This is a genomic window from Mesorhizobium sp. NBSH29 (assembly GCF_015500055.1).
Taxonomy (GTDB): domain Bacteria; phylum Pseudomonadota; class Alphaproteobacteria; order Rhizobiales; family Rhizobiaceae; genus Neomesorhizobium.
Genome location: NZ_CP045492.1, coordinates 3,430,278 through 3,451,316 on the forward strand (window position 1 = coordinate 3,430,278; position 21,039 = coordinate 3,451,316).

Sequence of the window (21,039 nt, forward strand, 5' to 3'; positions counted from 1 at the left end):
TTCGCGCTTCTGACGAGCGTCGTTTGGCAATGATGTTTGGCTAATCCACGATCCCTGCCGTTTCCACCACCGCGTGAAACAGGACGTCTGCACCTGCAGCCGCCCAATCCTTGAAAATTTCTTCCGCCTCATTGTGCGAGAGGCCGTCGATGCAAGGGCACATCACCATGGCGGTTGGCGCCACGCGGTTTATCCAGCACGCGTCGTGGCCTGCCCCTGAGACGATGTCGCGATGCGAATAACCAAGCCGCTCAGCTGCCTCGCGCACCGCTCTGACGCAGCCCTCATCGAACGTGACCGGATCAAAATGTCCGACCAGTTCGATACCGAACGAAATATCGAGCGCCTCACACACAGTCTCGATACCGGCACGAATACGCTCGTCCATCTCATCCAGCACCGCCTTGTTGGGCGAGCGGATGTCGACGGTGAATACTGTGCGTCCGGCGATGATGTTGCGGGAGTTCGGATGGGCTTCCATATGGCCGACCGCGCCTACCGCTTCCGGCTGGTAATCCATCGCAATCTCGTGGACGAGCTCGATGACCCGGGCCATACCAAGCCCTGCATTGCGGCGCTTAGGCATCGGGGTCGAACCTGTGTGGCTCTCCTTGCCGGTCAGCGTTACCTCCAGCCATTTCAGCCCTTGGCCGTGGGTGACCACGCCGATATCGATACACTCATCCTCGAGTATGGGCCCCTGTTCGATATGCAGCTCAAAGAAGGCGTGCATCTTGCGCGAGCCGACCTGCTCCTCGCCCTTCCACCCGATACGCTCAAGTTCCTCGCCGAAGGTTTTGCCTGCGGCATCCTTGCGCTGATAGGCCCACTCCTGTTCGTGAACGCCGGCAAAAACGCCCGACGCCAGCATCGCCGGCGCAAAGCGCGTCCCTTCTTCATTCGTCCAGTTGGTCACCACGATCGGATGTTTGGTTTTGATATCGAGATCGTTGAGCGAACGAATAATTTCCAGCCCGCCCAGAACGCCAAGCACGCCATCATATTTTCCGCCCGTCGGCTGCGTATCGAGATGCGAACCGACATAGACCGGTAGTGCCTCAGGATCGCTTCCCTCACGCCGGGCAAACATGGTGCCCATCTGGTCAACGCCCATTGCCAGCCCCGCCTCCTCGCACCATCGCTTGAACAGGTGCCGGCCCTCGCTATCAACATCGGTCAGCGTCTGGCGATTGTTGCCGCCGGCAACTCCGGGGCCGATCTGCGCCATTTCCATCAGGCTGTCCCATAGCCGGTCGGCATTGATGCGCAGATTTTCCCCGGGTGCTGCCATGCTCATTCCTTCAGTTCAACTTCGATGAACGCCATCGGCGCCAACCCGCCATTGACGACATTATGTTCTACGCCTGTCTCGCGTCGATATGCGATGCCGGCTTCAAGCTCCACCTTCCGGCTTGCCCCTCCCGGCTCCTCGAGCAAGAAGGCGCAGGGTGTCACCGTCATCACCACATAGTCCATGCCATGCCGATGCCAGCCGGTTTCCGCACCAGGCTCAAAGTCCCATCGCGTCACCCGAACCCTGGCATCATCGATCATCACCTCGCCCGATGCTTGCGGCCGGGCCATTGATCAATCCACCGCCCGAAGCACGGCGCGCACATGGTCGATCAGTTCGTCGATCTGCCCCTTGGAGATGATCAGCGGCGGCGACAGCGCAATAATATCACCTGTCGTCCGTATCAATGCGCCGCGATCGAACGCTTTTACAAACGCAGAAAACGCCCTTTTCGTCGGCTCGCCGGCAACCGGCTCAAGCTCGATCGCACCGACAAGACCAATGTTGCGGACATCGATGACATGTGGCTCTCCCTTCAACGAATGCAGCGCATCTTCCCAATAAGGTGAAAGCTCTGCGCCGCGGGTCAAAAGCCCCTCTTCCTTGTAGGTATCAAGCGTGGCGATACCGGCAGCGCAGGCGATCGGATTTCCGGAATACGTATATCCATGCATGAACTCGATCAGGTGCTCAGGCCCGGTCATGAAGGCGTCGTGAATTTCTTTCTTAACAAAAACCGCGCCCATGGGAATGACACCGTTCGTGACCCCTTTCGCAGTCACCATGATATCTGGCGTTACGCCAAAGTAATCGGCTGCAAACGGCGTTCCCAACCGGCCAAAACCTGTTATCACCTCGTCAAAAATAAGCAATATGCCATGCTTCGTGCATATCTCACGCAGCTTCGTCAGATAGCCCTTTGGCGGAATCAGAACACCAGTGGAACCGGCGACCGGCTCCACAATAACAGCCGCAATAGTTGAAGCATCATGCAGCGTGACGATGCGCTCCAGCTCTGTCGCCAGGTCGCCGCCAAGCTCGGGCTCGCCGCGGGTAAAAGCATTCTTGGCGATATCGTGCGTATGCGGCATATGATCGACACCGGTCAAAAGCGTGCCAAACATCTTACGGTTCGAAACAATGCCGCCCACAGAAATACCGCCGAAATTCACGCCGTGATAACCGCGCTCGCGTCCGATCAACCGGAAGCGCGAACCCTCGCCGCGTACGCGCTGAAAGGCGAGTGCGATCTTGAGTGCAGTATCGACGGATTCCGAACCAGAGTTGGTGAAAACCACATGGTCAAACCCGTCGGGTGCCATGTCGACCAGCCGGTTGGCAAATTCGAACGCAATCGGGTGCCCCATCTGGAACGCCGGGGCGTAATCGAGCTCGGAAGCTTGGGCGTGGATTGCCTCGGTGATTTTTGGTCTGCAATGCCCCGCATTGACACACCAGAGGCCGGCTGTGCCGTCGAGCACCTTCCGCCCATCCGTCGTCGTATAATGCATATCCTTGGCGGCCACGAACATACGCGGCGACTTTTTGAATTGCCGGTTTGCAGTAAACGGCATCCAGAAAGCGGATAGATCGTTTGGCGTAACTTTCAATCTGTTTGACATAACCAAGCTTCCCCTTGCATCTTTTTATGGTGCGGCCAACGCTTGGTCTTTGGCGCACAATCGTGCTACGCAAATTTTTGACCGGTTGGACAAACGTTAACACCGCCAGTTGGACGGTCAAGGGAATTGTAGGGGAAATGACGCATGAAAAGCGCCTTCCACAGGCGAACAAAAACTGGTCCAGACAATTGGTCCAGATCAAGGCCTCTCCCAGTAAATTCAACGGGTGGCGATGAACATGGACACTCCTGCGCGACCCCGCACCCGTATCCAGAGCGAAAAGCGCTACATCATACTTGAAGCGGCGCTGGAAATCTTTTCTGCAAACGGGTTCCGGGGTGCCACCATCGACCAGATTGCCGATGCGGCAGGCATGTCCAAGCCCAATCTCCTCTACTATTTTCGCCGCAAAGAAGACATCCATGAGGCGCTGATGCAACGCCTTCTTGACACTTGGCTTGCGCCGTTGCGTGAACTCGACGATGTGGGAGATCCCATGACCGAGCTACGCAGCTACATCCGCCGCAAACTCGAGATGGCGCGCGACTACCCGCGCGAAAGCCGCCTGTTTGCCAACGAGATTCTGCAAGGCGCTCCGCGCATTATGCCCTTGATCGAGGGCGAACTGAAAACTCTGGTCGACGAAAAAGCGTCGATCATCCGCGGCTGGATGCGCACAGGGAAAATCACCCAAACCGATCCCCATCATCTGATCTTCTCGATATGGGCAACCACCCAGCACTACGCCGATTTCGACACCCAGGTCCGCGCCGTCCTCGGCCCCGACCGCGGAAGCGATGGTCGCTTCGAGGATGCCGCCCGCTTTCTGGAAAGCCTGTTCATGAACGGTTTGATGCCAAGGTAGCATAGGCCGGTTCCCACAATTGCACCGGGTTGCCCACGGGATCGGCCAATCTTGCAAACCGCCCGTTGGGATAGATCTACGCATCCACCTCCACCGTAATTTCAGCGGATCGCAGCTTGGGTGACTATCGCATCAAGATTGCCCACGCGAAAATTGATCATCCATTGCTGCGTGGCATTGCCGAAATAATTGCTGTTATCGGGGAATGGTGCAAACACGGTCGGTCCCGCCTCCTGCTCCCACACCTTCATGCAGTAATCTGCGGGGACGGGGTCGACGCCGAGATGATCAAAATACCATTTGGCCAGCCCAGATGGACGAGTGGAGCGGAAGAAAAATCCGCCAATACCCTGTACTTTTTCCATCATGGTTTCCTCCGCTTGATCGGGGCGGTCTATTTCCTCGCAATCTTGGCGAGCAAGCAAAACGCGCCTGCCCGCGCGGTGACCCAGCGCAAGCAGAATGTAATCATCCAGGAAGCCTATTCTGCAGCCGGCCGCGCCATTGGATTGTTGGGGTGCTGCGTCCAGTTGGCGTAGACGGGCGACACTGTTTGGCCGGTCCGCTCATCCATCGCTCCGGCTGCCAGCGGCTCCATGGTGATGCAGTTTTCCACCGGGCACACATTCACGCAGAGATTGCAGCCAACGCATTCCGCCTCGATCACCTCGAAATGGCGCTTTCCATCGACCATGCTGGTAATCGCCTGATGCGAGGTATCCTCACATGCAATGTGGCAGCGCCCGCATTTGATGCACAGATCCTGGTCGATTTGGGCCTTGGCGATGTAATTGAGGTTGAGATACTGCCAGTCCGTAACATTGGGCGTCGCGCGGCCTACCACATCGGCAAGCGTGCCATGACCCTTGGCGTCCATCCAATTCTTCAGCCCCTCGATCATCTCCTCGACGATCTTGAAGCCATAGGTCATGGCTGCGGTGCACACCTGAACATTGCCAGCGCCGAGCGCCATAAATTCAGCCGCATCCCGCCAAGTGGTAATGCCACCAATGCCTGAGATCGGCAGGCCACGTGTTTCAGGATCGCGCGCTATCTCGGCCACCATATTGAGCGCGATAGGCTTCACCGCGGGACCGCAATAGCCGCCATGGCTTCCCTTGCCGTCGATCGACGGTTCGGGCGAGAAGGTATCCAGATTGACAGCAGTGATCGAGTTGATTGTGTTGATCAGGGAGACGGCATCCGTGCCCCCCGACATCGCTGCCCTCGCGGGTTTGCGGATATCAGCAATGTTCGGCGTCAGCTTGGTGATCACCGGCATGCGGGTATTGGCCTTACACCAGCGCACCACCATCTCGATGTATTCGGGCACCTGGCCAACGGCAGCGCCCATACCGCGTTCGCTCATGCCGTGCGGACAGCCGAAATTGAGCTCAATGCCATCGGCGGCCGTTTCTTCAACCAAAGGCAAAATAGCCTTCCACGCCTGTTCCTCGCAGGGCACCATCAGCGAAACGACAATGGCCCGGTCAGGCCAGTCCTTCTTCACCTGTTTGATTTCGACGAGGTTTTGGTAGAGGTCGCGGTCGGTGATCAGCTCGATATTGTTGAGCCCGAGAAGCCGCCGGTCTGCGCCCCAGATTGCACCATAGCGCGGGCCGTTGACGTTGACTACCGGCGGACCCTCCTCGCCAAGCGTCTTCCAAACGACACCGCCCCAGCCGGCCTTGAAGGCCCTGACGACGTTATAGGCCTTGTCCGTCGGCGGCGCCGAAGCAAGCCAGAATGGGTTCGGCGATTTGATGCCAACGAAATCGTTGCGAATGTCTGCCATGGGTCGTTCTCCTAGGCGCGTGACAATTTATGGGTTCGTGCCGCAGCCTTATCCAACCAGAGTTCGATGCATGCTCTCGGCAGCATCCCGCCCCTGCGCGACGGCTGACACGGTCAGATCATCGCCGCCGAAAATACAGTCGCCGCCGGCCCACACGTTAGCCAGAGACGTTTTTCCTTCGCCATCAACGCGGATACGTCCGCCCTCCATCGCGACCAAAGCCCCGCTGCCGTCGAGTGCCGCAGGCTCAAAGTTCTGGCCAATGGCCCTGAATATCTGGTCGGCAGCAATCGTTAGCGTTTCGCCGGTGCCGGCCAACCTGCCTTCCGTCTCAGCGGTATATTCGAGCTCAATTCCGGCTGCTCGACCACCCTCAACGATCACCCGCCTCGGCTGTAGCCAATGACGGATGCTGACACCTTTTGCTGCGGCCAGGTACTGCTCGAAGCAGGAGGCATTCATCGCTTCCTTGCCCCGCCGATAGCAGATCGTAACTTCTTCCGCGCCCAGAAGCTTTGCCTGAACGCCGGCATCGATGGCAGTCATGCCGCCGCCAATGACGACCACACGCCGCCCTATCGGCAATTGCGACAGATCGTCTGCCTGGCGCAGTTCGGCAATGAATCCGACCGCATTGTCCACGCCGACCGCATCCTCGCCTTCGGCCCGCAGCGCGTTCACGCCAGACAGGCCCATGCCTAGAAACACCGCGTGATAGGATGTCGTCAGTTCCGACAACTGATAGTCGCGCCCAAGCGCCTTGTTGTTGACGATGGCGATCCCGCCGATGGCAGTGACATAGTCCACTTCCGCCTGCGCAAACGCGTCAGTCGCCTTATAGGCCGCGATTCCATATTCGTTCAGTCCACCGGACTTTTCACGCGCCTCAAAGACCGTCACAGCGTGCCCGTAACGCGCCAGTCTATGTGCTGCTGCAAGTCCTGCCGGCCCCGCACCCACCACCGCAACCTTTTTGCCGGTCTCCGCCGCACGGTCGTAAAACTGTTTGTGCTGCACCATTGCAATATCGGTTGAATAGCGCTGCAGACGGCCGATCTGCACCGGCTTGCCCTCGGCTATCTCGCGAACGCATACTTCCTCGCACAGCGTCTCGGTGGGGCAGACCCGGGCGCACATGCCGCCCAGAATGTTCTGGTCAAAAATCGTTTTGGCCGAACCAATCGGATTGCCCGTTGAAATCTGACGGATGAACAGTGGTATGTCGATGGATGTCGGACAGGCTTGCATGCAGGGCGCATCGTAGCAAAAATAGCAGCGGTCGCTTTCCACCAGCGCCTCATGCGCATCAAGCGGCGGGTGCAGGTCGGAGAAATTTTGTGCATATTGCGCCGCAGGAAGGCGCGCTTCCGCTATACCTTGCTTGAACTGACCTTCGGCCATCCAAAATCCCCCATTGCTTTCATTTTAACCAACGCTAGCACAGCTGAATTTTTTATCAATCGGTCAAATTTTGCGGGTCCGCTGTGCCGTCCAGCCGAAAACTGTACCCTTTCGCAAGGGTGCAGAGGCACCATCGCCAAAATCGGGAACAGCATATTCCGCCAGTGGAACAAGGCGCTTGAGCGGCAGCGGTGCGCGCCCGGGATCGCCGACCAGAACCGTGATACCGCTGTCCACGCACAGTTCCAAAAACCGCGACACACGACCTGCAACCGCGCGACTGTAAAAGACATCACCGCCCAGCACGGTATGGACATCGGGCAGTGGTCCCTCAAGCACATCATGTTCAGCTACCGATACGGTAACGCCATTGGCCGCGGCATTGAGGCCAAGGGCTGCACGTCCCAGTGGATCGATCTCAGCTGCCAGAACTGAATGCGCCCCGGCTTTCATTGCCGCGATACCCACCATCCCAGATCCCGCCCCAAGATCAAGCACGCGCCTGCGCTCAACACCCTTTGGGTTGTCCAGAACATGGCGAGCAAGTGCTGCGCCCCCTGCCCAAGGGTAAGCCCAATACGGCGCGGCATCACCACCCAGCCGTGCCAGCCCGCTGCCCGGATGCGCGGTGTAAATCGACACCTCCGGTACGCCGCGGATCGGCGTCAGAGTAAGATTGGCCCGGATGAACGGATGAGCGTCAGCTGCGAAATGTGTCATCAATTCAGCGGCCTGCCAGAAATATCGGATTCTGTATCACAAGGTGACTTCCATCGATAGCAGGTCACCGCTCTGCGCGACCCACGGTATCATCTCAATGTGCACAATTGCGCCACAGAGATTAACAGCGAGAGAAAGAGTCTTTTGACTCTTAGCCGCTATATCGCAGGAATGTTCAGTTCAGTTTTTAGTCGAGTTTTAACAATTTCCCTTCTGCTCGGTTTGGCCGCGTGCGCCACGCCACCGAGCCGCATAAACAATGTCTGCTCCGTTTTTGACCAGCGGGATGGCTTTCTCAACAATTGGTACAGCGCTGCCAAGCGTGCCGAACGAAAACATGGAATTCCAGTCCATGTTCTCATGGCAACGGTGCGCAAGGAATCGGGGTTCAAGTCCAACGCCCGGCCCCCGCGCACGAAACTTCTTGGCTTCATCCCCTGGAAACACCAGTCGACAGCTCTTGGCTATTCGCAGGCGCTAAACGGTACCTGGTCGCAATATCAACGCGAGACTGGCAGTTTTGCCGCCCGCCGCACCAATTTCGCCGACGCGGTTGACTTTGTTGGCTGGTACCACGCCAAGACAGTGCGCAATCACGGCGTCGCCGCCACCGATACCTATCGCCTTTACGGAGCCTATTATCTGGGATGGGGCGGCTTCAAGCGCAGCTGGCCTGCAAGCCTGAAGAAATATGCCCGCGCCACCGATGAGATGGCCCGGAATTATCAAACCCAGATGCAAAGTTGCGGGCGCAAGTGATTTAGAGCGACATGCTCTTGTTGACGCCCATATCGTCGGCCTTTTCCCCGGTGAGTTTTGCCTTCACATACCCAACCACGCGGCTAACCGGTGCAGAAGGGAATGACCAATACTCGCCGAGATCCGGGTCAACGCGCAACAAAGCCAGATTGGGGTCATCCTTGCCTTCCGGGAACCAGGCTAAAACCGCTTCGCTCCACAGCCGCTCGATCATCGCCTTGTCTTCGACCATGCGCCCTTTGCCGGCCACTACTGCGTAAGCGCCGCTGCCAGCATAGCCAAGGCTGAGTTTCGCGTTGTTCTCAACATTCTTGGCGACCGTTCCGTTCTTCTCAGTGAAGAACCAGATCGCGCCGTGCTTGTCGGCTTTCTGGTTTGCCATCGGCCGCGTGTGCAGCGAACCATCTTTCTCGAGGGTGGTAAGCATCGCGATGCTAACATCGTCGATTATCTCGTAAAGTCTGTCGCGGTCATCATTGCTCACGGGCTTTTCCTTCTGCATCCAGATTGCTGAAAGAAGGCAACCATCGGCGATCAAAAGGGTTCCATGAATCGCGACTAGCGAGCGTCCTCCGGCACCAGATCCGATCCACCTTTGGGATCGGCAAACGAGATCACCGGCTCCATAGCAGCCAATTGCTCGTCGCTGAGCCAGCACAGGCTCTGGTGGCCGCCGCCAAGCTCCTTCAGCGGTGGAACCTGTGTCTCGCACAGATTGTCGGGCACAAACTTCTTCCACCGACAGCGGGTCTGGAAGGGGCACCCGCTGGGCGGGTTCATGGCTGACGGAATATCACCTTCCAGCACGATATGCTTCTTGATCACACTCGTGTCCGCAATCGGGATCGCAGAAAGCAGCGCCTCGGTATAGGGATGATAGGGCGGTGCAAAAATTTGGTCGGTCGTCCCCTGTTCGACAATATAGCCCAGATACATCACCACCACCCGGTCCGCGATATAGCGCACGATCGAAAGGTCATGGCTGATGAACAGCATCGTCATCTTGGATTCGCGCTGGATATCCATCAGCAGTTCGGTCACCGCCGCCTGAACTGAGACATCAAGCGCAGAGACCGGTTCGTCGGCCACCACTACCTTGGCATGCCCGGCGAACGCGCGAGCCACGCCGATGCGTTGTTTCTGACCACCCGAAAGCTGGCGCGGTTTGCGTGTCGCAAACGCCCGCGGCAGCTTCACTAGATCAAGCAATTCCAGCATCTTCTGCTGCCGCTCGGCCACCGAGTTCCCAACCTTGAATTTTTCCAGCGTGCGAATAATCTGCGAGCCGACCGAGTGGCTGGGGTTCAGCGTGTCGAATGGGTTTTGGAAAACCATCTGGATCGACGAAACTGTGTTCACATCGCGGTTTTCGATGGCTGTAGACTGGATTTCAGACCCATCCAGTGTCACCTGCCCGGATGATGCGGTCTCCAGTCCGAGCAACACCTTGGCCAACGTCGATTTCCCGCAGCCGGATTCTCCCACAATGGCAACCGTCTCGGACTCGCGCGCCTCAAAACTGATGGTCTCGTTGGCTTTAACCACGCGCCCTTCGCGACCGCCAAAAATCTCGTTTGCCGAAACCTTGTAATATTTGCGCAGATCGTCGACCTTCAGCACAGTTTTGCCAGGCTTGAGCGGCGCCTTCCTTTCCGTCGCTCCTGGTGGCAGCGCTTCCCAATCAATCTCCTCAAAGCGTACACAACGGCTCTGGTGATTTTCATGGCCCGGAACCGGGATCATCGGTATCTCGCCCGCGTCACACAAGCCGGCAACAAAGTGCTGGCAGCGTGGCCCGAAATTGCAACCCTTTGGCCGCTCATGTGGCAGAGGCAATTGCCCTGGTATAGAAATCAGGGGCCGCGAGTTCTTGTCAGCACCCGGCAACGGGATGGAACGGAACAATCCCTGCGTATAGGGGTGGCGCATCCGATCGAATACGTCCTTGACCGAACCCGTCTCGACCGCCTCGCCGGAATACATCACAGTGATGCGGTCGCATGTCTCGAGTATCAACCCGAGATTGTGCGACACGAAAATCATCGAAGTACCGAACTCTTTGCCAAGCCCCTTCACGAGTTCGACGATACCGGCTTCAACTGTCACGTCTAGCGCCGTTGTCGGCTCATCGAGCAGCAGCAAGGCAGGCTTCGAAAGCAACGCCATTGCAATGACGATCCGCTGTTGCTGACCACCGGAAAGCTGGTGCGGATAGGACCGCATCATCCGTTCAGGGTCTGGCAGCCGTACCGAGCGTACCATCTCCAGCGAGCGTTTGTAGGCTTCCTCCTTGGAAACTTTCTCGTGGATCAGCGGCACTTCCATCAGTTGTTGGCCGATCTTCAGCGCCGGGTTCAGGCTGGCCATCGGTTCCTGATAGATCATTGCAATCTTGTTGCCACGGATGGCGCGCAGTTCCTCTTCAGACAGGTCACCCATGTCCTTGCCCTGGAACTTGATGCGCCCGCCGACGATCTTACCGACATTGGAGAGATCTCGCATGATCCCGAGCGACACCGTTGACTTACCGCAGCCGGACTCACCCACAATTCCCATCGCCTCGCCCGGCATTACCGAACAGGAAAAATCCATCACTGCGGGGATCTCGCCCTTGCGCGTGAAGAAGGAAATCGAGAGGTTCTCAATCTCCAGAATGGGTTGTGCGCCGGCTTCGATGTGCGTGGCTTTCACGGCTTCGTTCATCAGATCGCCTTTGGTTTTAGTCTTTCATAGACTGTTCGCGCAGCGCATCAGCCAGAAGATTGAGGCCGAGCACAAACGACATGAGTGCCACTGTCGGTGGCAGCGCTGGATGGATGAAGGAGCGCAGCAGACGGCTGGCATCCTTGATGGCGGTCCCCCAGTCCGGGCTTTCAGGCGCAAGCCCGAGACCAAAATAGCCGAGAGTGCCAAGCAGGATGGTAGTGTAGCCAATGCGCAAACAGGCATCCACAATAAGCGGGCCGCGCGCATTGGGAAGGATCTCCCACAGCATTATATACCAGGGCGTTTCCCCACGGGTCTGCGCTGCCGCTACATAATCCCTCGTCTTGATATCCATCACCAGCCCGCGCACGATCCGGAACACACCCGGGCTTGAAGCAAACACCACCGCCACAAAAATGTTGAGCTGATTGGGCGTAATGGCGATAAAGCCGAGCGGATCGGCATTGAAAACCAGCCCGGCATACACCCAGCCACCGATCAGAAGAGTGGTCCCCAGAAGCGGGTAAAGCCGGTTAGGTCTGTTTTTGTAACGTGTGAAGAAGAGCGCTGAAAAAAAGATGATTGGAAATAGGAAGAAAATCCCCGCCAAAGTGTAGGGAATTGGCGTATCCATGATGCCCGGCGTCACCAGCAGGTAGAACAGCAGGATTACCGGGAACGCCAGAACCAGATTTGCAAGAAAAGACAGAAAACTGTCGATACGCCCGCCGTAATAGCCGGCTGGAAGCCCAAGCGTAATGCCTACCATCAGCGCAAAAGCGGTTGCCGCCGGCGCAATGATCAGCACAATCTTAGAGCCAAACACCATGCGGCTGAACACGTCGCGAGAGAGTTTGTCGCCGCCAAAAAGATAGAGCTGTTGCGAGCCCGGCTCGACGGCCCCGGGCAAAGCGTCCTTCATGATTGCTATCTGACCGAGCGGATTAAAAGGCGAGATAGTTCCGGCAAAGATCGCGGTGAAAAGCCAGAACAGGCAAAGGGTCACACCCGCGATACCGACCCCGCTGTCGAACAGTTGCCCGTAGAGCCCAAGCTTCTTCTTGTAGGTAACGCTCGCACCGAGAACGATGGCAAGACAGATCCACACCGGCCAGAACCGGATAAGCACGCCCAGGAAAATCTGAAACGGCCCGACAAATTCGAGTTGCATCCGGTATTCCCCCTACTGAACCCTGATGCGCGGATTGAGATACGCATATCCTACGTCTGAAATGAGCTGGGTGGAAAGCACCACGAAAACCGAAACCAACGAGCATCCGAGCAACAGGTCGATGTCGTTGTTTCCGGCCGCTTCCACCAGCGTGTAGCCGAAGCCCTGATATCGGAACATCGTCTCGACAATCACCACACCTGTAAGCAGCCATGGAAACTGCAGCATGATGACGGTGAACGGCGCGATGAGCGCGTTTCGCAAAGCGTGCTTGACGACAACACTGCCGAAATTCAGCCCCTTTAACCGTGCGGTGCGAATATATTGCTGCGTCATCACCTCCACCATCGAGGCGCGCGTCATACGTGCGATGTAGCCGATGCCGTAGACGGCCATGGTCATTACCGGCAGCGTAAAGTTGGAGAAGCTGATCCCTTGGCTGGTGGCGCTTGCCGCTGAACCATTGAGCCATCCAAGCCATGTGGCAAATATTACGGTGAAAATGATGCCTGAAACATATTCGGGCGTCGCGGTAGTGGTGATGGATGCGACCGAGAGTACGCGGTCGGTTCGCGAACCCTCTCGCATTCCGGCCAGGATGCCGATCAGGAGAGAGATCGGCACCATAGTGATCATTACCCAAAACATCAAAATCCCGGTCGCGCTGAGCGCCGGAAATAGCTTGTGCCCAACCTTGGTCTTGAACTTGGTCGAACATCCGAAATCCCCCTGCAGGATGCCGCCATAATAAGGTTTTGCCGGTTCATCACAAAAGCTGAACCGCTGCACTAAAGCACCGGTGGCAGGGTCCACATTCGGCTGTTTTTGCACGACACCAAGCCACTGGCCGTAGCGCACAAAGAAATTCTGTCGATAGCCATTCTTGACCAGCCAGCTTTCGATTTGCTCGGCCGGACTGCGCATGTCGAGCTGGCTGATCGCCAGCTTCTTGAGATTGGGCTCAAGGTTGATCATGAAGAACACGACCATCGTTAGGCACAGCATGGTCAACGCCATGGTCCCCAGTCGTCGGGTAATGAAAGCTAGCATTGCGCCCCCTGCCATGCGGGTTGGGGTAGCGTCCGGGAGCTAATCCCGGCAACCCGTATCAATGCGGAAGGGGCTAAACGCCCCTCCCGCCGATGCCGATGAGATCAGGCGTCGAGCCAGACTTTTCCGTAATCATGCTCGAATGTCGGGTGCATCCCGTGGTTTTTCACGGAAGGCATCGAGCTGTTGTAGAGCTTGCGCCAGTAAGGCTGGATCAGGATGCCTGAATCCTGAAGCATCTTCTCGATGTCGGCCATCAGGGTTTTGCGCTTTTCAGGATCGGATATCGAAAGCGCTTCGCCCACCTTGGCATCGAAGTCTGGATTGGAATACGCTGCCTCATTCCACGCTTCGCCGGTACGATATGCAATGGCGAGAACCTGGATGCCGAGGGGACGCATGTTCCAGTTGGTCATCGAGTAGGGATATTTCGTCCAGTCATTCCAGAACGTGGAGCCCGGCAATACTGTACGCTTCACCTTGATTCCTGCGTCGCGCAACTGCGCTGCGATGGCATCGCCGGTGTTCTTGTGCCAATCCTCATCGACTGTGATGAGTTCATGCTCGAAATCGGCTTGACCGGCTTCTGCCATCAGCGCCTTGGCCTTCTCCGGATCACGAGCAATCTTCGGCAGCTCTGCATATTCGGGATGAATAGGGCAGACGTGATGGTTTTCAGCTGTCGTACCGGCATTGCCGTAGCCGAGTTGCAGAACCACCGAGTTGTCCACCGCAAGCTGCAGCGCGTTGCGCACCTTCTGGTCTTCGTATGGTTTGTTGGCAACATTGGTACGGGCAACGATGGTTGAAGCTGTGACAACTTCTGACGTCGTGGCGCCAACACCTTCAAGGATCGACACATAGTCCGCCGAGGTCTCGTGGTTGGTGTGCACTTCGCCGGATTCGAACGCCGAAACCATGGCTGATGGATCGGTGCCATAATCGATGAACTCGACGCCATCGAGATAGGCCTCGCCATCCCACCATTTGCCGTCAGTACGGCGTTTGTAAACGACCTTCTGGCCGACATCATAGGAAACCAACTCGAAGGGTCCGGTGCCGATCGGGTTTTTCACGAAGTTCGCACCAGTCTCGTCGAACGAGCGGTGCACGACCAATGCCGGATAATCGCAAAGGTTCGGGATCAACGCGATGTCCGACTTGGTGAGCGTTAGCTTGACGGTCATATCATCGACCTTGGTGATTGCGCCTTCCTTCAGCTTGCCGGTAGCCTCATCAACCAACGTGCCCATACGGCCTGGCATTGAATTGCCTTCCGCGCTCTTGTCACACCAGCGGGTGAAGTTGAAGATCACATCGTCAGCGGTGAAGGCATCGCCGTTCGTCCAGGTAACGCCCGGACGCAAATGCAGCGTGTATTCGGTGGCGTCGTCGTTTACGTCCCAGCTCTCGAGCAGATAGGGCTTGAACGTGTAATCTTTAGTGTACTTAACCAGCGGCTCCAGCGTCTGGCGTTCTGCATTGGCGATCTCGGACCAGTCAGCGGTGCGCGGATCTTTCGGATCCTTGATAAACATCGCTACTTTCAGCACGCCGCCCTTCTTGGGCTCCTGTGCCAGCGCTTCAGTCGGCGCGGCAAGACCGAGCATACCGTAAGCCATAGCTGTCGAGGCGCCGAACACCGAGGCCATTGCAAGAAACTCGCGGCGATCCACGCCACCCGCTTTGGCGTCTTCAGCCATGCGCAAAATATGATCGGGGACTCGATCCCCGTTACTCTTGAATAAGTTCATGGTGTAACTCCCATTATTTTGGCTTTCCGCCGATTAGCATTGAGCATCCGGTCCGCGATGTCAAAGCGGACGGGATGCTCAATACGGCGTTGAATGTGCAACTTTGATACGATGGCGGTCTGCGTAATAGCGACAGCATTGACGCAAAATCGCTACTGCGCGCTGGATTCCGCCAAATCTTTTCCACAATCAAAAATTGCAGAAAAAAATTCTCCAACCCGCGCGCAAAGGCTTCCCGTGCACGGTAAGATTTAAAATAGGACCTTCGCACCACAATCATCGATTCGGAAATATACTGTATTTATCTTCAGATTGGGCATCAAAAGAGTCCGGAAAAGAGCTTGAAAGCATAGCATTCCATGCTGCCCATATTGACAAGCTTGCCCCAAAGTTAGCTCATTGTCAGCGGACGACAGCAGCGTCTCGGAGGACGACATGTCATTGCGCGCAGTTCGGTCATTTACACTATTTTTTGTCGCACTTTTTGCGCTCCATCATCCCGCGTTAGCCGCCGAGGGATTGCGAACGATCGTTACCACAGATGGCAGCGACTATTTCGGATTTGACCTCCGCACGGAACAGGATTTATCGCTTGAACAGTGCAAGGCGGCTTGTCTTCGCGATCCTGCCTGTCGTGCCTTTACCTACAACACGAACGCGAAATGGTGCTTCCTCAAATCCGACTTCAACCAGCTCAAACTATTCCCCGGCGCGGTAGCAGGCAAGTTGGTGACGCCAAACGGTGATCCGGACATCGGCGCACCACCGGAACTGACATTCCTGCCAGCTTGGGTTGCCGATGAAGCAACGCAGTTTCGCACGCAGGCATTTGGGCTAGCCACGCAGGAGAACGGCCTCGCCCAGCTGGTCGAGGAAGGCACGTTCGCTTCCCTTTCAAACGATCCACGCACCGCAGTGGACAAATTTGGAGCAGCAGTAGCGATCGCGCCCGACGATGGCGGACTTTGGCTTGAACTTGCCAATGCTTCGTTCGACGTTCAACCCAGCAACAGTGAGGAAACCGCGACCTTGAAGCGGACAGCCACATCCGCGGCCTTTATCGGATATCAGGCGTCCCGTACCACTGGTGTCCGCGCCGAGGCTCTCGGGCTGCTTGCCAAGGCGCTCGACCGCCGTGAGTTCACCCGTCTAGCCCTGTCATCCTATGAGGCAAGTCTGGCGCTTGAGAATTCTCCCAGAATTATCGCCCAATACAGTGACCTCAAGGCGCGAAAAGGTTTCCGTATTGTCGATCACTCAGTCGACGCGGACATTGATAGCCCTCGCGTCTGTGCACAATTCTCCGAAGAACTCGTAAAAACCGGCACCGACTATGCCCAGTTTGTCACTGTCGATGGTCGGGCAGCGAAAGGCGTTTCTGCCAAGGACCGGCAGATCTGCGTCGAGGGACTGGAGCACGGCGAGCGTTACAGCATCGCGTTCCGCGTCGGCCTGCCGGCCGCCATCGGCGAAGTTCTGGCTGCCCCCTTGCAACTCAGCATCTATGTCCGAGACCGCGCCCCGGCGGTCCGCTTTACGGGCGATGCTTTCGTGCTGCCTTCAAAGGCGCGGCGTGGAATACCAGTCGTTACCATCAATATGGATGCAACAGCGATAAAACTCTTCCGCGTGGGCGACCGCGCATTGGCGCAGCTCATCTCCGGTTCCCAATTCCTGCGTCAGCTCGACAATTATGACGTACAGACGATCTCCGACGAAATGGGCGAGCCTGTCTGGGAGGGTGAACTGGCCGTCGCCAAAGAGCTGAACAGGGAGGTCACCACCAGCTTTCCCATTGACGAAGCGCTGCCGCAGCGCAGGCCCGGAGTTTACGTGCTCACTGCCGAGCCACTTGTCGACAACCGCAGTTCCTGGGAAACCCGGGCCACCCAATGGCTTGTCGTTTCAGATCTCGGGCTGGCCACCTATACTGGCCAGGACGGTCTCAACGTCTTTGTCCGCTCGCTGGCAAGCGCAAAAGCCATTGCCGGCGTGGAACTGACCTTGCTTGCCAAGAACAACGAAATTCTGGGCACGGCAACCACGGACGCCGAAGGCCGCGCAACCTTTACCCCAGGCCTCACACGCGGCAGTGGGGGACAAGTACCGGCAGCCGTTCTAGCCCGCAACGGCGAGGCCGATTTCGTCTTCCTCGACATGACCCGCTCAGGCTTTGATCTGACCGATCGCGGCGTCGAAGGTCGCCCTGCGCCCGGCGCGTTGGATGTTTATGCTTATACTGAGCGAGGCATCTACCGCGTCAACGAGACCGTTCACGTCGCAGCCCTCGCCCGCGATGCCTCAGCTCAAGCGATCGAGTCGTTGCCGCTCACCTTCATCTTTTATCGCCCGGATGGCGTTGAGGAACGTCGGATGATGAGCGATGGCGCAGCCCTCGGAGGCCACACAGTTGACCTGCCGCTGGCTGCCAATGCAATGCGCGGCACCTGGCGTGTGGCCGTCCACACCGACCCCAAGCAGACGGCGGCGAGCGAAGTGAGTTTCCTTGTCGAAGATTTTGTCCCGGACCGCATCGAATTCGACCTGTCGAGCGACAAGCGGGAAATTGCAACTGCGGAAACCGCCGACGTCACCGTCGACGGTCGCTTCCTCTATGGTGCCCCTGCCGCTGGCCTATCGTTAGAGGGCGAGGTCAACATCTCAACTGTCACCCAATGGGACCGCTTCAAGGGTTATGCCTTTGGCCTTACAGACGAGGGAGATGGTGAAGCCACCCGCATACCACTCGAACAACTTCCAGATATCGGCGACGACGGCAAGGCAACCTTTCCGGTGAGCCTCACCCAAGTTCCCTCGACCACAAGACTGCTCAACGCAGAGGTAGCGGTGCGCATGCGCGAAGGCTCGGGCCGCGCAGTCGAGCGCAAGATCGATATCGAAGTCCGCCCATCCGGCCCAATGATCGGCCTCGATCCGCAATTCGAAAGCGGCCAGGTACCTCAAGGAGGCCACGCTGCCTTCAAGGTGATAGCAATCGATCCATCGGGCAGCCGCACGTCGATGGAGAAGCTTGCCTGGTCGCTGGTAAAGGTCCAACGCAATTATCAATGGTATCGCAACAGCAACGCTTGGAGCTATGAACCGGTCACCTCGACAGAGGCCGTGGCCAACGGCGTTATCGACATAAAAGCTGATACGACCGCAGACATTGCAGCTTCCGTGGACTGGGGCCGCTACCGCCTGACTGTAGAATCTTCTGAGGCCGGTGGACCAGCAACAAGCGTCGAGTTCGATGCAGGCTGGTATGTCGAAGCCACGTCGACGGAAACACCCGACGGCCTTGAGATTGCGCTCGACAAAGAGACATACCACGTCGGTGAGACCGCACACCTGAAAATATCTCCGCATTTTTCCGGCGAACTTCTGATCGCTATCGGCTCAGACAGGCTTCTGGCCACCCAAACGGCCAGCATTTCTAATGAGGGCGCCACCATCGACATTCCGGTCGGCGCCGATTGGGGTGCGGGTGCCTATATTACAGCAACGCTCTTCCGGCCCGGTGATGCAGAGGAAACGCGCATGCCGGCCCGTGCCATCGGCGTCAAATGGATGACCATCGATCCTGAGAGCAAAAAGCTTTCAGTCTCGCTCGATCTGCCGGAAAAGACGCTCCCGCGCCAGACGCTGTCGATCCCGGTTAGTGTAACCGGCGCTACAGGCGATACCTATGTCATGCTCGCCGCAGTGGATGTCGGAATCTTGAATCTCACCAGCTACACGCCCCCCGATCCTGAGAAATGGTTCTTCGGCCAGCGCCAGCTAGGGCTGGAAATGCGGGACCTCTATGGCCTCCTGATCGACGGCTCGCTGGGTGCATTGGGTAAAATCCGCACCGGCGGTGATGGCGCCGAGATGAGCGCTCAGGGCAGCCCTCCGACCGAGACGCTGGTGTCCTTCTTCGCGGGCCCCGTCAAGCTTGACGCCGAGGGCAAGGCAACGATCGATTTCGACCTGCCGCAGTTCAACGGTACCGTGCGCGTGATGAGCGTTGCTTGGAGCAGAGAAGCGGTCGGCCATGCCACGGCAGACGTGATCGTGCGAGACCCGGTGGTCGTGATTGCCGGCCTGCCACGCTTCCTCGCGCCGGGTGATACCGCGCATTTGCGCCTTGATATCGCCAACACCGATGGTCCTGCAGGCGATTATGCACTTACTCTCGCCACCAATGGTAATCTGTTGGCCACAGGCCAAAGCGTACCGGATAAAGTCACGCTTGCCGCCGGCGCGCGACATACAGTGTTCGTGCCCTTGCAGGCATCCGGCACCGGTTCCGGCACCATTGAGGTTGCTCTCACGCACGCAGATGGCATGACGGTAACGCAGGCGCTTTCGCTTCCCATTCGCCCGGGAACACTCCCTGTCACGACCCGCCAGGTCGTGAGCCTTGCAGCAAACGGCGGGACATTGTCGGTCGATCGCGAGCTTCTGGCAGCGAGCCTGCTCGATGGGGCGTCGGTCAGCGTCGGTGTTTCTCCCTCAGCCGCATTCGACATCCCGTCGCTTCTGATGACGCTTGATCGCTATCCGTATGGCTGTGCCGAACAGACAGCCAGCCGGGCCCTGCCGCTCCTCTACGTCAGCGAACTGTCACGCGCCGCGGGGCTGAATGGAGATAACATCAACCTGCATAAACGTGTGCAGGATGCCATTTACAAGGTTCTGAACTTCCAATCCTCGGCCGGCAGCTTTGGCCTGTGGTCGCCGGGATCAGGTGACCTGTGGCTGGACTCCTACGTCACCGACTTCCTGACCCGCGCTCGCGAACAGTCATATGATGTACCGACGGCAGCCATGGTACAGGCCCTCGACAATTTGCAAAACACTTTGGGCTACGACATCGACATCGCCGGTCGCGGCAACGAAATTGCCTATGCGCTCTATGTCCTCGCCCGCAACAAGAAGGCCTCCATCGGTGACCTGCGCTATTATTCTGACACACAGCTGCACGAATTTACGAGCCCGATGGCAGTAGCTCAGCTTGCGGCAGGTCTCGCTCTTTACGGCGATAACCAGCGAGCCGACGCAACGTTTGCGGCGGCCCTGCGGTTGGCGCAAACAAGCCCGGTCTTCAATTACGCCCGTGGTGACTATGCATCGCCGCTGCGCGACGGCGCTGCCATGCTGGCTCTCGCAGCCGAAAGCAAGCCGTTGCCTGCGGCCATGCCAGCGATGGTGGAATTTGTCAGCGGCGCCCGCAGAACAGCGCGCTTCACCACGACCCAAGACGAAGCATGGATGCTGCTTGCAGCACGCGGCATCAAGGATAGTTCAGCACTAAGCCTCGAGATTAATGGAACAATACGCACTGGAAATTACGCCGAACGCGTCACTGGTGAAGCGCTCCAAACAACTCCGATCACAGTTGTGAACCGCAGCGCTACCCCAGTGGATGCCGTAGTGACCGCCGTAGCCTTTCCTGTTCAACCATTGTCCGCTGGCGGCGACGGCTTCAGTATCGTGCGCGCCTACTACAATCTCGACGGCACCGAGGCCAACGTGACCGAGGTCACGCAGAACCAGCGCTACGTGGTCGTTCTGAAGATCGTCGAGAACAACAACTGGCCATCGCGTGTGCTGGTGACCGATCTTCTTCCAGCTGGTTTCGAGATCGACAATCCGGGGCTGGTATCAAGCGCCGAACTGTCTAGTTTTGACTGGCTTCCGCCAACTGAAGCAGCCCATCTCGAGTTCCGAGATGACCGTTTCGTCGCAGCCTTTGATCGGGTGCAGGGCGACGAGCGTATCGCAACGATGGCTTATGTCGTGCGCGCGGTGACACCTGGCGTCTACACGCATCCGGCAGCCACAGTTGAAGACATGTACCGGCCACAATTTTCCGCCCGCACAGCAACCGGCATGATGGAGGTCAAGGCTCCGTGAG

15 protein-coding genes are annotated in these 21,039 nt (G+C 57.5%); 3 read left to right on the top strand and 12 right to left on the bottom strand.

Translation table 11 applies throughout. The features are described 5' to 3' along the window. Window positions 1-40: 40 nt before the first annotated feature. The 3 genes from GA830_RS16940 to GA830_RS16950 are packed head-to-tail and all read right to left on the bottom strand — an operon-like array spanning window position 41 to window position 2,916. Window positions 41-1,291: a Zn-dependent hydrolase gene (locus GA830_RS16940; RefSeq protein WP_195162942.1), complete on the bottom strand. Its 1,251-nt coding sequence runs from the start codon at window positions 1,289-1,291 to the stop codon at window positions 41-43. A gap of 2 nt (window positions 1,292-1,293) precedes the next feature. After that, entirely contained in the window at window positions 1,294-1,584 is a 291-nt protein-coding gene (locus tag GA830_RS16945; RefSeq protein ID WP_195162943.1) for a cupin domain-containing protein, read from the bottom strand. Window positions 1,585-1,587: 3 nt separating this feature from the next. After that, window positions 1,588-2,916 (bottom strand): aspartate aminotransferase family protein, encoded by a 1,329-nt coding sequence (locus GA830_RS16950; RefSeq protein WP_195162944.1) that lies wholly within the window; start codon window positions 2,914-2,916, stop codon window positions 1,588-1,590. Between the two features lie 232 nt (window positions 2,917-3,148). Between GA830_RS16950 and GA830_RS16955 the strand changes: the two genes are divergently transcribed. Continuing rightward, window positions 3,149-3,781: a TetR family transcriptional regulator C-terminal domain-containing protein gene (locus GA830_RS16955; protein WP_374939283.1), complete on the top strand. Its 633-nt coding sequence runs from the start codon at window positions 3,149-3,151 to the stop codon at window positions 3,779-3,781. Between the two features lie 101 nt (window positions 3,782-3,882). Here GA830_RS16955 and GA830_RS16960 read toward each other — a convergent pair whose 3' ends face one another. The 4 genes from GA830_RS16960 to GA830_RS16975 form a co-directional block, all read right to left on the bottom strand. Beyond that, a complete protein-coding gene (locus GA830_RS16960) occupies window positions 3,883-4,149 on the bottom strand; it encodes a hypothetical protein (RefSeq protein WP_308460456.1) in 267 nt (88 codons plus the stop codon). 113 nt (window positions 4,150-4,262) lie between these two features. Next, window positions 4,263-5,576, bottom strand: a complete 1,314-nt coding sequence (gene preA, locus GA830_RS16965) for an NAD-dependent dihydropyrimidine dehydrogenase subunit PreA (RefSeq protein WP_195162946.1) — start codon at window positions 5,574-5,576, stop codon at window positions 4,263-4,265. A 48-nt stretch (window positions 5,577-5,624) separates the two neighbouring features. Continuing rightward, on the bottom strand, window positions 5,625-6,977 hold the full coding sequence (locus GA830_RS16970) for an NAD(P)-dependent oxidoreductase (RefSeq protein WP_195162947.1): 1,353 nt from the start codon (window positions 6,975-6,977) through the stop codon (window positions 5,625-5,627). A 63-nt stretch (window positions 6,978-7,040) separates the two neighbouring features. Then, window positions 7,041-7,697, bottom strand: a complete 657-nt coding sequence (locus GA830_RS16975) for a class I SAM-dependent methyltransferase (protein WP_195162948.1) — start codon at window positions 7,695-7,697, stop codon at window positions 7,041-7,043. A 171-nt stretch (window positions 7,698-7,868) separates the two neighbouring features. On the opposite strand from GA830_RS16975, the gene GA830_RS16980 reads away from it, so the two are divergent. Then, window positions 7,869-8,456: a transglycosylase SLT domain-containing protein gene (locus GA830_RS16980; protein ID WP_195165017.1), complete on the top strand. Its 588-nt coding sequence runs from the start codon at window positions 7,869-7,871 to the stop codon at window positions 8,454-8,456. Between the two features lies 1 nt (window position 8,457). Here GA830_RS16980 and GA830_RS16985 read toward each other — a convergent pair whose 3' ends face one another. The 5 genes from GA830_RS16985 to GA830_RS17005 all read right to left on the bottom strand — a co-directional run bounded on the left by GA830_RS16985 (window position 8,458) and on the right by GA830_RS17005 (window position 15,137). Further along, window positions 8,458-8,940: a pyridoxamine 5'-phosphate oxidase family protein gene (locus tag GA830_RS16985; protein ID WP_195162949.1), complete on the bottom strand. Its 483-nt coding sequence runs from the start codon at window positions 8,938-8,940 to the stop codon at window positions 8,458-8,460. Window positions 8,941-9,014: 74 nt separating this feature from the next. Continuing rightward, window positions 9,015-11,159 carry a dipeptide ABC transporter ATP-binding protein gene (locus GA830_RS16990; protein ID WP_195162950.1) on the bottom strand — a complete coding sequence of 715 codons (2,145 nt, stop codon included), beginning with the start codon at window positions 11,157-11,159 and terminating at the stop codon, window positions 9,015-9,017. A 16-nt stretch (window positions 11,160-11,175) separates the two neighbouring features. Beyond that, entirely contained in the window at window positions 11,176-12,333 is a 1,158-nt protein-coding gene (locus tag GA830_RS16995; RefSeq protein WP_195162951.1) for an ABC transporter permease, read from the bottom strand. Between the two features lie 12 nt (window positions 12,334-12,345). Next, the gene (locus GA830_RS17000; protein WP_195162952.1) at window positions 12,346-13,383 is read right to left on the bottom strand and encodes an ABC transporter permease; all 1,038 of its coding nucleotides are present in this window, start codon (window positions 13,381-13,383) and stop codon (window positions 12,346-12,348) included. Between the two features lie 104 nt (window positions 13,384-13,487). Continuing rightward, window positions 13,488-15,137, bottom strand: coding sequence for an ABC transporter substrate-binding protein (locus GA830_RS17005; protein ID WP_195162953.1), 1,650 nt, complete (start codon window positions 15,135-15,137; stop codon window positions 13,488-13,490). A 435-nt stretch (window positions 15,138-15,572) separates the two neighbouring features. Between GA830_RS17005 and GA830_RS17010 the strand changes: the two genes are divergently transcribed. Then, window positions 15,573-21,038 (top strand): alpha-2-macroglobulin family protein, encoded by a 5,466-nt coding sequence (locus GA830_RS17010; RefSeq protein ID WP_195162954.1) that lies wholly within the window; start codon window positions 15,573-15,575, stop codon window positions 21,036-21,038. Window position 21,039 lies beyond the last annotated feature (1 nt).